Annotated in this window: 9 protein-coding genes; 6 read left to right on the forward strand and 3 right to left on the reverse strand. The window is 54.6% G+C overall.

Annotated features, from left to right (window positions below; genetic code table 11):
* Positions 1-363 precede the first annotated feature (363 nt).
* Positions 364-1,164: an AraC family transcriptional regulator gene (locus LD28_RS22260; RefSeq protein ID WP_033136969.1), complete on the forward strand. Its 801-nt coding sequence runs from the start codon at positions 364-366 to the stop codon at positions 1,162-1,164.
* 310 nt (positions 1,165-1,474) lie between these two features.
* Here LD28_RS22260 and LD28_RS0110780 read toward each other — a convergent pair whose 3' ends face one another.
* Complete coding sequence (locus LD28_RS0110780; RefSeq protein WP_033136971.1) at positions 1,475-2,659, reverse strand: methyltransferase; 1,185 nt, start codon at positions 2,657-2,659, stop codon at positions 1,475-1,477.
* 943 nt (positions 2,660-3,602) lie between these two features.
* On the opposite strand from LD28_RS0110780, the gene LD28_RS22265 reads away from it, so the two are divergent.
* On the forward strand, positions 3,603-4,415 hold the full coding sequence (locus LD28_RS22265; RefSeq protein ID WP_033136972.1) for a ribonuclease T2 family protein: 813 nt from the start codon (positions 3,603-3,605) through the stop codon (positions 4,413-4,415).
* Between the two features lie 571 nt (positions 4,416-4,986).
* Positions 4,987-5,565, forward strand: a complete 579-nt coding sequence (locus LD28_RS0110790; RefSeq protein WP_033136973.1) for a PhnA domain-containing protein — start codon at positions 4,987-4,989, stop codon at positions 5,563-5,565.
* A gap of 111 nt (positions 5,566-5,676) precedes the next feature.
* Here the strand turns inward: LD28_RS0110790 and LD28_RS0110795 are convergent, their stop codons facing one another.
* Together LD28_RS0110795 and LD28_RS0110800 are read right to left on the reverse strand one after the other, a co-directional pair.
* Entirely contained in the window at positions 5,677-5,886 is a 210-nt protein-coding gene (locus tag LD28_RS0110795) for a hypothetical protein (protein ID WP_033136974.1), read from the reverse strand.
* Between the two features lie 179 nt (positions 5,887-6,065).
* Positions 6,066-7,592 carry a fumarate hydratase gene (locus LD28_RS0110800; RefSeq protein WP_033136975.1) on the reverse strand — a complete coding sequence of 509 codons (1,527 nt, stop codon included), beginning with the start codon at positions 7,590-7,592 and terminating at the stop codon, positions 6,066-6,068.
* 294 nt (positions 7,593-7,886) lie between these two features.
* On the opposite strand from LD28_RS0110800, the gene pabB reads away from it, so the two are divergent.
* From pabB to LD28_RS0110815, 3 genes are all read left to right on the forward strand, one after another.
* Entirely contained in the window at positions 7,887-9,170 is a 1,284-nt protein-coding gene (gene pabB / locus LD28_RS0110805; protein ID WP_033136976.1) for an aminodeoxychorismate synthase component I, read from the forward strand.
* Between the two features lie 43 nt (positions 9,171-9,213).
* On the forward strand, positions 9,214-9,813 hold the full coding sequence (locus LD28_RS0110810) for a CoA pyrophosphatase (RefSeq protein ID WP_050514302.1): 600 nt from the start codon (positions 9,214-9,216) through the stop codon (positions 9,811-9,813).
* A 182-nt stretch (positions 9,814-9,995) separates the two neighbouring features.
* Positions 9,996-11,120: aromatic amino acid transport family protein (locus tag LD28_RS0110815; RefSeq protein WP_033136978.1), on the forward strand; the 1,125-nt coding region annotated here is incomplete at its 3' end.

Below are 11,120 nucleotides of genomic sequence, written 5' to 3' on the forward strand. Positions count from 1 at the left end.
ATCTACGGGGGCAAAACTCAGTATCTTCAAACTAGTCTGGATGGTTTTAAAAGGTTTCTTTAAACGCTAAAATTTCTATGTTAAACAATTAACAATAACGTATAACATCATACCAGCAGGAAGGTGAGAATAGGTTGCCTTTTCCATCAAGGCTACTCATCCTATTTCCATTAGTTATAGAGGTAGACTTTCATACCCAGTGACTTGTTCACACCTTCCGCAGTAGTAAGCAGCCGAAGACTATAACGACTCTGATGAACCATATCGAAACGCGGGGAATAATTGATTTTTTTAAAAAATTATGCCATAAATAAAATTATTGAACATGCTTCACTATCCCCTGAATGAGATAAATAGCCGTTTATGAAAAAAACTTATCATAACTCTTTTCTAGATGGATTAAAAGTATCAGAAGAATATGTTAGCATTTTAAATACAACGTTGATTGCCAACACAGAGGTCGTGCTTCATAAACATGAATGGGGACAGCTAAACGTCATCAATGTTGGTGTTATGGAGGTGAATGTAAATAATCAAAAAACCCTTATAGCTCCATATAAATATGGCGTATGGATCCCACCCAATATCTTACATTCTAGTTATAATGAAAAAAATGCAGAGTACTGCTCAATATCTATTCCATTCAAATTTTGTCACCAATTATCCAGCTCCCCCTGCATTCTTGCAATTTCTGATATCAATCGCGCTATAATCAATGATCTGCTGATGAGAAAAGTTAACGTTTTAATGACTAGCAAGGATATTGCCCTCTCTATGGTCATGATTGACCAGTTGGAAGAACACGCTAAAGGACTGACCTATCTACCAAATACCACAGATAAGTTTATCAAAAAGATTCTTGAATCTCTTTATGAAAATCCGGGTGATAGTAGGACACTGAGACAATGGGGAGAGAAAGTGTATGTTTCGGAGAAGACTCTATCCAGAAGGTTTAAAGAAAAATTAAACATGTCATTTCGTGAATGGCGATCTCGTCTGAGATTTATTCAATCGTTATCACTTTTGAAAACCAGCATGTCCATACAAGATATTTCATACCAGCTAGGTTACAGTAACTCATCATCTTTTATTATAATGTTTGAAAAAATATCAGGAACCACACCTGATAAATATAGAAAAAACATGTTTATGAAATATGATTAAATGCTGTTTCTTTCATAATTGTTCTATATCGATTCTGCGAAATAGGCTGCAAGCCTCAGCAACCGTTTGGCGGTATCGATGCCACGGCCTTAGGCCGTCATGAAACAGACCGCAATCTTGCTCAACACCATCCACATCCAGCGCCACTCCTGATAACCCCCCTCGGCACTGGCTTGCGTCTCTGATCCGCATCCCCTACATCCCCTTTCACAAGCCGTGGCGTCACCCCGCATTAGCGCTGTGATGGCTGACACGCTCAAACTGTCAGCCATCATCAATGTTCAAGAGAAATGCGCAAGAGAGCCGGATGTCAGGTGCGCACGGCGCGGATCAGGATATTGCGCGGGGTCATGGGTTTGGCACAAAACTCCCCCACTTCGACCCGGTAACCCTGCTCTTGCAAAAAGAGCGCGCGATCGAGCGCCAGCCAGATCTCGAGGGGGCGGCGAAACAGGTGGCGCACCAGCTCCATGCGGGCGACATCGCCGAAGCGGCGCTCCCCTTGGGCCAACCAGGCGGGATAGTCGAGCTCGACGGGCAGCACAATTCCTTTGCGCTCTGCTGCCCAGCGGCAGAATGCCTCGAAGGTGCCGGTCAGCAGGCTCTTTTGCATATTGGGCACCGGCAGATACTCATCCACCCCACGCACCTGACGCTGCAGGCAGTCAAATCCAAGCCGCCACACCACTTCGAGCTCCCGCAGACGAGCGATCCGCGCACCGCCGGTCACAGTCTCCTGCAGTGGCAGCTTGAGATCCGCCTTGCTCAATGCCAGCTCGCTGGCTCTGGCCGCCGCCGACAGCGGGCGGTAGTGGCTGGTACGGATCAGGTGGTAGCAGCAAGGCGAGATGGTCACCCCGCTGGCACTGCGCTCGGCTACCCGCTCCAGCAGATGGGTGTGCAGCTCGCCGCAGGCATGGAGCGCCATGGCATGGTGCTCGGGGGCGATCAGCGCCGCCGACTCGGGGGCAAAGGCATCTGCGCAGGTAAAGGTCATGGTCGCGCCATCCCGCTCGGCCAACATCCGACCTTCGTCACAGAGCTGCCCTTGCAGCTCCAGACTGAGGATGGGGGCCTGTCGGTGGAGCGACACCAACCGCCCAAGGTGGCCCTTGCCGGCACACCACTCCAGATAGGGGCCCTGATGGGCGGGCAGGCAGGCAGTGAATGACTCAATCTGGGCCTGTTTGCGCCCCGGCATATGCAGCGCCATCTCCTTGCTGCAGGTAATGGGCTCGGGGGTAAAAGGGGCAAGCTGGCTGAGCTGCTGCAACTCGGCCCCCTCGGCAATCCAGGGGGCAAGCAGCTTGCTGAGGGCATCCATATCGGCATCGAGTTCTGACAGCTGGGCCAGGGTCAGCCCATTGAGCTGCGCCGCCAGATCGGGGGCCTCATCGGCAAAGGCCATGGTCAGATGATGGTATGGCTGATATTGCCACCAGCGCCGGTAGCGAGTGAGCAGTCGATCCAGTTGTTGAAAACGTTGAGCCAGCACGAATGCCCCTGTCTTGCAGTCAAAAAAAGAGGCTCATTCTAAAGAGCTGACCCTCATAGTGCTACCGCTACGTCACGATTCCCCGGGAAGAGGGAGACGGCGCACTAAAGAGAGTGACTCGCACAAACATACTGGCTCTCCATTGATCTATTGGCGCTTGCCCATGATGCTCTTCAACTTGTGCCTGATGGTTCCACTGGCGCTCGACTGACTGGCTATCAGACAAAACGTGGGGTTCTTCTGCAACCCCAGCTCACTCTGCTTGCATGGGCGCGAGAACGGCGTCATGCCGTTGCTCCACCGCAGTGAGCAACAGGGGAGCATCGCCCCACCTTGGTGACGCAACATCAATACGATGACATCCAGCTTGATGATGAAATCGTTAATATTGTCTCTCTTGCTATGGCAGAGCTACTTCTACATTTTGAATAACTGAGATGAGTATTAGGAATAACTGAGATGAACATGTTTAAATATTGAATAACCGTCAATGCATTAACATTGGTGGTGGTTTTTGTGCCAAACATCACACATCTACCCATGGATAAAATCTATTATCATCGCGTTTGGGAAAGCGCGCGTGAAGCTGAGAGAAGAACAGGTACATATATCTATGTGTCATCACGCGCAAAACCTATCTATTTAATGCCGTCTGTACCATCCCCTGACACCAATGTTTATGGTGGGTATTGCCCTGATTAAAATGCACCGGAAACACTAACGTATTAGTAGTGTACATACACATGTACCCCAAACGCAGTTGTCGGGCTTGGCAAGTAATCAATATATTATTTGCTTGCGCTTGGGATCTTTCCCCTCCATGACTGTTCATGGCAGTAACGCAGTCCATTTTGTGATGATTCATGATCGCAATGAGACATACAGATACGGCGACTGAACAGAATGACCGTTTCATTAATAATGACAACCATAGGACCGTCACATGCAAAAAACATTACTCGCGCTATCCTCCATTCTGCTGCTGGGGACCTCATCATATACTGCATATGCAGCCGATTTGTCGCCGCAGATAAATACGGATTTTGATGCCTATGTACTGGCACTCTCCTGGCAACCCGGTTTTTGCCTGACTAAAAGTAATAACCCTCCTTACGAATGCCAGAACCCGAAAATCGGAACAGATGAGCTTGCTGCGCTTACCATTCATGGATTGTGGCCAAGCCTGCCCGCTTCGCTTGAAATGAGTGAGAGTAGCTGGAGATCCAAAGGATGCAGTGCTGCCATTGATCCCTCAATGGGCAGGCCCTATCCCTCGGTGAAAAAGAACTGGTGTGGTGCCGAGGATGTGGGAATGTCTGATGCCTTCCATCATAAATTGCAGGAGTACATGCCGGGCGCCAGCAATAATACATGTTTGCATAAATATGAGTACGCCAAACATGGGGTCTGTTTTAACTTCCCTCCTGAAGATTATTTTGGTGCGATGATCCGGCTTAATAATGATATCCGGAGCAGTGCTGTCGGGAACTTCATGAAAGAGCACTATGGCAAGGTAGTCAATACAGCTGAATTTATGCAAGCTTTTGCCGACGCCTATGATAATGATGCTAAATCTGCCGTGCAGCTTAGCTGTAACAGTAACAAACGCGGTAATAAGCAACGGTTCCTCACCGAAATCCGGCTAACCTTGAAGGCTGATGCGATCAATTACCCCTTATCAGAAACCTCATTTGTCACCACCGAGGCCAATGGTAATCAATCCTGTGGCAAAAGTTTTATGCTGACCGCTTATTGAGCGTCCCGTTGTATTTGGTGAGGGCTACCCCATCCAAATTTGACTACCGACCAACAGCAGGCATACAGCTCGGTGCATCACCTTTACGCTTGGCGAGCCAGTGTATGGTGGCTTGGCTGCGTGAAATAACGGATCACACGATGAGGCGTGATATAAGGGTAATACTTCCGATCAGATGAACCGGTATGATGGGTGCTTGCAAGACGCAACGCGTCATGGCATCCATCACCGATCACAACCTTTGCTGACTCTCAACGTATAACGTCACGGTAATCCCCCCTTTTTGCTATTCCCCAGGCTATTCTCACGCACGCCAACCCCTTACCTTTACGAAGCACGAAACAAGGGCAAGATGGTTGATTGAGCTTGCTCCGATCGTACCAACTGGCTCGAGTAATCTGCCTCCAGCATCCGGTTATTCGACACGACCATTGATCGATCCCGCCGCGGTTCGCGGCCCCCGCCAAGGCCCGACCTGACAAAGTACGGGGTTTTATGCTATATTCCGCCCCCTCTTTCACGCGCCCCGCCCACCGCGGGTCGCTTTACCACTAGCTATGGGACCAACAACATGACCATCAACGCCATCCTGCAAGCGCGCGCGGGCGCCAAGTGTGAACTGTGCAGCGCCGAGCAGGCGCTGACCGCCTTCGTGGTACCTCACTCCCCCGCCAGCGACGATGATCACAGCGTTGCTATCTGTGACACCTGCCGTGGTCAGCTGGAACAACCGGATACCTTGGTGGTCAACCACTGGCGTTGCCTGAGTGACAGCATGTGGAGCCAGGTGCCTGCGGTGCAGGTGATGGCATGGCGCCAGCTGAAAGCACTCTCCGGCAAGGGTGAAGTGTGGGCTCAGGATCTGCTGGACATGATGTACATGGAAGACGAGGCCAAGGCCTGGGCCGAAGCCGGACTGGCTGACGAAGATGACGACAGCACACCGACCGTTGACTCCAACGGCGCCGTGCTGCAAGAGGGCGACTCGGTCACCCTGATCAAGGATCTGGACGTGAAAGGCGCCGGTTTCACCGCCAAGCGCGGCACCCTGGTCAAGGGCATCCGTCTGACCAACAACCCGCTCCATATCGAAGGCAAGGTCAACGGCGTGCAGATCGTATTGGTTGCCGCCTACCTGAAAAAAGCCTAAGCCTGTCCGCCATCACTCAGTGATGGGGCCGGTTCAGAACAAAAAAGGATGGTTGCCCATGGCACCATCCTTTTTTAACGTTTGAGCGGCGTACCTGCGGGTCTGACTCACTCAACGCGCAATCTCAAGCCCCAAGGCCAATAAGGTTTCCCGCCACGGCTGCGCTGGCAAGGTTTCGTAAACCAACCCGCCTTCGACACTGATAAATGATCCAAAGTCGATCAGCCTCATCTCGGCCAGATCTGCCGTCAAGGTGCCATCAACCAGCAGCCAGGGCGAGCCCTCATACATCTCGATAGCGTAAAGCGGTAACGCATTCATCCTGTTACATCCTCCTTGTTGCCGAGTTCAGATTCAGCACTCTCATTGGGTCCTCTCTTTGGACAATTTACCACCAGAAGCATGTCAATATTGCGGTGATCGGCCAACAAAAAGGCGCATCCCGATGGACGCGCCTTGTTTACTGGCCACGGTCGTTAACCGGCCGCGGGAACGGTCACTCAGGAGGAGAGTTTGCCGTCCAGCTCGGCAATCTTGGCAGACCAGTAGGCCGGGCCGGTTTCGTGGATATTGTTGCCTTCGGAGTCGACTGCAACGGTCACCGGCATATCTTCCACTTCAAACTCGTAGATCGCTTCCATGCCGAGATCGGCAAAGGCCACCACGCGCGCCTTCTTGATGGCCTTGGCCACCAGATAGGCGGCGCCGCCCACCGCCATCAGATAGACGGCTTTGTGCTGCTTGATGCTCTCGACGGTTTTCGGGCCACGCTCGGATTTGCCGATCATGCCGATAAGGCCGGTGTCACCCAGCATCATGTCGGTGAACTTGTCCATCCGGGTGGAGGTGGTGGGGCCTGCCGGGCCAACCACTTCGTCACGCACCGCATCGACCGGGCCCACGTAGTAGATGAAGCGGTTGGTGAAATCGACCCCTTCCGGCAGCCCTTCACCATTTTTCAGCATGTCGGCGATGCGCTTGTGAGCAGCATCACGACCGGTGAGGATCTTGCCGGAGAGCAGCACGGTATCGCCGCTCTTCCAGCTGGCAAGTTCTGCCTTGGTGATGCCGTCGACATTGACGCGGCGCACGTTAGCGCCCGCTTCGCGGGTGATCTCCGGCCAGTCGCTCAGCTTCGGCGGGGTCAGTTCGGCGGGGCCTGAACCATCCAGTTCGAAGTGAACGTGACGGGTGGCGGCGCAGTTGGGGATCATCACCACCGGCTTGGAGGCGGCGTGAGTCGGGGCGGATTTGACCTTCACATCCAGCACGGTCGTGAGGCCGCCCAGACCCTGGGCACCGATCCCCAGCTTGTTGACCTTGTCGTAAAGCTCGACCCGCAGCTTCTCTTCAGTGGTCTTGGGACCACGGGCGATCAGCTCCTGAATGTCGATGTGCTCCATCAGGGCCTCTTTGGCCAGCACTGCCGCTTTCTCGGCGGTACCGCCGATGCCGATGCCCAGCATGCCGGGCGGGCACCAGCCTGCGCCCATGGTCGGCACGGTTTTCAACACCCACTCGACGATATCGTCAGAGGGGTTGAGCATCACCATCTTGGATTTGTTCTCGGAGCCGCCGCCTTTGGCCGCGATGCTCACTTCCACCTTGTTTCCGGGGATCATGTCGATATGCACGACAGCAGGGGCGTTGTCTTTGGTGTTTTTGCGACTGCCAGCCGGATCGGCCAGCACGGAGGCGCGCAACGGGTTGTCAGGATTGGTGTAGGCACGACGGGTACCTTCGTCCACCATCTCCTGCACGGTCATGTCGCTGTCCCACTGCACCTGCATGCCGATCTTGACGAAACAGGTCACGATACCGGTGTCCTGGCAGAGCGGACGATGCCCTTCGGCGGACATGCGGGAGTTAATCAGGATCTGGGCCAACGCATCTTTTGCCGCCGGATTGGCCTCGCGGTCATACGCCGCTTTGGCTGCCTGAACAAAATCCAACGGGTGGTAATAGGAGATGTACTGGAGGGCATCTGCGATCGAATCGATGAAATCCTGTTTTTTTATAATGCTCATATCATCCTCACTGGTCCTTATCTCTGCCACAGAGCAGAGCAAGGGCTTCCATATGATGGGCCGTGCTGACGCGCTGGCTAAAAACTATCAACCAGCAAAAAACGAACAACACGGCAGTTTTTTCTTAAGTCACCGACACCTATGATACGCTTGCCCACCAGCACCGACTAGGGTTCGGGAACTAAACTGTTGCCTGTATAACATAAAATGACGCCAACACTTCATATCCATCATCTAGACCATCGCGCTGAACTCCATCAGCTTTTTGCCCGCCTGCAACATCAGCCTTGGGCCATGTTGCTGGAGTCGGCTGGGCCGCTCGGGGCCGACAACGGCTTTGATATCATCACTGCCGATCCGCTGGCGACCCTCGAGACCCGCGGCGAGGTGACGACTCTACGCGTCGGGGCGGATATCAGCGAACACAACGAAGATCCCCTCACCCTGCTTGCCCGCACCCAGCAACAGCTGCTGGGGGCGCTGGATCTGTGCGCTACTCGCCTCCCCTTTATTGGCGGCGCCCTCGGTCTGTTTGGCTATGATCTGGGCCGCCGCTTCGAACGGCTGCCGGTGCAGGCTAGCGCCGATATCGCGGTGCCGGACATGGCGGTGGGGATCTACGACTGGGCGCTGCTGCGTAATGTGGCGACCGGTGACTGGCAGCTGGTGCACTGGGGAGATGAAGCGGGCCTTGCCAGACGGCTGACCTGGCTCGAACAGCAACAGGCCAAACCGGCCCCCGCTTTTGCCTTGCTGGGGCCCTGGCAGAGCAATATGAGTCGCGCTGAGTATGGCGAGAAGTTTGCCCGCATTCAGGCCTACCTCGCCGCAGGGGATTGCTACCAGATCAACCTGACCCAGCGATTCAGCGCCCCCTATCAGGGGAATGAGTGGCAGGCCTATTGTGTGTTGGCCGCCGCCAACAAGGCCCCCTTTTCTGCCTTTATCCGCTTGCCGGATAGCGCGCTGCTCAGCCTCTCCCCCGAGCGGTTCCTGCTGCTCGACGGTCGCCATATCGAGACCAAGCCCATCAAGGGGACTCGCCCTCGCCACGCAGATCCGGCCACCGATCAGCAAGTCGCGCTTGAGCTGGCCTGGGCCGACAAGGACAGATCCGAGAATCTGATGATCGTTGATCTGCTGCGCAACGACATCGGTCGGGTCAGCCGACCGGGTTCGGTCAGCGTGCCTCATCTATTTACCGTGGAGTCGTTTCCGGCGGTACATCATCTGGTCTCGACCATTCACGGTGAGCTCGATGCGCGCTGGCAAGGGGTCGATCTGCTGCGCGCCTGTTTCCCGGGGGGCTCCATCACCGGCGCCCCCAAGATCCGCGCCATGGCGATCATCGAGGAGCTGGAGCCCCAGCGGCGCAATGCCTATTGCGGCAGCATCGGCTATCTCAGCCAGCATGGCCGGATGGACACCAGCATCTGCATTCGCACCCTGATCGCCGAAGCGGGTCGCCTGCACTGCTGGGCCGGTGGCGGCATCATCGCCGACTCCGACGCCGACAGCGAATATCAGGAGACCTATGACAAGGTCGCCCGCATCCTGCCGCCGCTCTCGGCGCTGTAACCATCCACACTGTCAGGCCACCGCACAGGAGATAACCCACGCCATGGATCGCCACGAACTGCTGACCCGCTTCCTGTTGCAGCAACCCGCCCCGGCCCATCGCCTCGCCATTGGCGGGCTCAGTCCGGCGGCGGTATTGATACCCATAGTGGCGCGGGAAGATGGTCTTTATATGCTGCTTACCCGTCGAAGCCCTCACCTGCGCCACCATGCGGGGCAGATCAGCTTCCCCGGCGGGCGGCAGGATCCCGGCGATGAGAACCTGATTGCCACGGCGCTGCGGGAAACCGAGGAGGAGCTCGGCATTCCGGCGCGGCTTATTGAAGTGATCGGCACCCTCAACCAGCTCAATACCGTATCGCGATTCGAGGTTCTGCCGGTGTTGGGGCTGCTCGAACCCGACTACCCGCTCACCCTGAGCCCGGATGAAGTCGAGCACGCGTTTGAAGTGCCACTGGACCATCTGCTGGATCGACGCAATCACATTCCCCTGACCATTGCCAGGGGGGGAAAGCAGCACACCATCTACTGGATCCCCTGGCAACAGCACTTTATCTGGGGGGCCACCGCCAGCATGATCAACCAGCTTGCCCAGCATCTTTCAAAACAACAATTTAATAACATGCAGCCCGGCGAAATTTAATCACCAGCCTTAAATTCACGCGTAAAAGGGCAAACAAAAATTGATTACTTACTGTTTTGATCACATTTCCATAAGAAAGTGAGGGTTTTGGCTCGATAAAGGTGAATTTGATCAACATTTTTGATTAAAAAAAACGTATCCTTGCGCCGACTTAATAAGAACCACAATTCGGGGTGAGATACATGTCTAATACTGTCACTGGCACGCAAAAAGTTGCGTCGTCAACAGAGCAAGGGACCAATGCAGCTAAAGCTGCTCGTTGGGAAAAACGCGACTCTACCTGGGTTATCAGCCTGTTTGGTACCGCTGTCGGCGCAGGGATCCTGTTCCTGCCAATCAACGCAGGTATGGGCGGCTTCTGGCCACTGGTGATCATGGCACTGTTGGTTGGCCCCATGACCTACCTGGCTCACCGTGGGCTGGCACGCTTTGTTCTCTCCTCCAAAAAGCCCAATGCGGACATCACTGAAGTGGTGGAAGAGCATTTCGGCGTGGGTGCAGGCAAGCTGATCACCCTGCTCTACTTCTTCGCCATCTACCCCATCGTGCTGATCTACGGCGTGGGTATCACCAACACCGTTGAAAGCTTCATGGTCAACCAGTTGCAGATGAGTGCTCCGCCACGCTGGATCCTCTCCATCGTACTGATCATGGGCATGATGTCAGTGATGCTGGCCGGTGAAAAGCTGATGCTGAAAGTGACCGAGGTCCTGGTCTATCCGCTTATCGCCATTCTGGCCGGTATCTCTTTGTACCTCATTCCGGACTGGACCGGCGCCGCGCTGGAGCAAGTGCCCTCAGCCAAGGATTTCGCCACCACCCTGTGGCTGACCATCCCGGTACTGGTGTTCTCCTTCAACCACAGCCCGGCCATCTCCAGCTTCTCGCTGGCCCAGCGCCGCGATCACGGTGATCAGGCCGTCGAGAAAGCCGATGCCATCCTCAAGCGTACCGCCATGGTGCTGCTGGGCTTCGTGATGTTCTTCGTCTTCTCCTGCGTCATGAGCCTGACTCCGGCCCAGCTGGCGGAAGCCAAGGCCCAGAACATCGCCGTGCTCTCCTATCTGGCCAACCAGCATGCCAGCCCCATCATCTCCTACTTCGGTCCGTTAGTTGCATTCGTGGCCATCGTCTCCTCCTTCTTCGGTCACTATCTGGGTGCCCGTGAAGGTCTGAAAGGGATGATCGTGCAGAACATGCGCAAGTCTGGCAAAGAGCCGAACGCCAAGAAAGTCGAGATGTTCATCATTGCCTTCTTCATCCTGACCCTGTGGGGCACCGCCATTGCCAACCCCTCCATCCTGGGC

Origin of the sequence: Aeromonas finlandensis, assembly GCF_000764645.1 — a bacterium.
Classification (GTDB): domain Bacteria; phylum Pseudomonadota; class Gammaproteobacteria; order Enterobacterales; family Aeromonadaceae; genus Aeromonas; species Aeromonas finlandensis.

Excerpts from the sequence above, each read along its gene's own strand:
- LD28_RS0110790 (WP_033136973.1), top strand. The coding sequence starts at position 4,987 with ATGACCATCAACGCCATCCTGCAAGCGCGCGCGGGCGCCAAGTGTGAA.
- LD28_RS0110795 (WP_033136974.1), bottom strand. The coding sequence starts at position 5,886 with ATGAATGCGTTACCGCTTTACGCTATCGAGATGTATGAGGGCTCGCCC.
- LD28_RS0110810 (WP_050514302.1), top strand. The coding sequence starts at position 9,214 with ATGGATCGCCACGAACTGCTGACCCGCTTCCTGTTGCAGCAACCCGCC.
- pabB (WP_033136976.1), top strand. The coding sequence starts at position 7,887 with ATGTTGCTGGAGTCGGCTGGGCCGCTCGGGGCCGACAACGGCTTTGAT.
- LD28_RS0110800 (WP_033136975.1), bottom strand. The coding sequence starts at position 7,592 with ATGAGCATTATAAAAAAACAGGATTTCATCGATTCGATCGCAGATGCC.
- LD28_RS22265 (WP_033136972.1), top strand. The coding sequence starts at position 3,603 with ATGCAAAAAACATTACTCGCGCTATCCTCCATTCTGCTGCTGGGGACC.
- LD28_RS22260 (WP_033136969.1), top strand. The coding sequence starts at position 364 with ATGAAAAAAACTTATCATAACTCTTTTCTAGATGGATTAAAAGTATCA.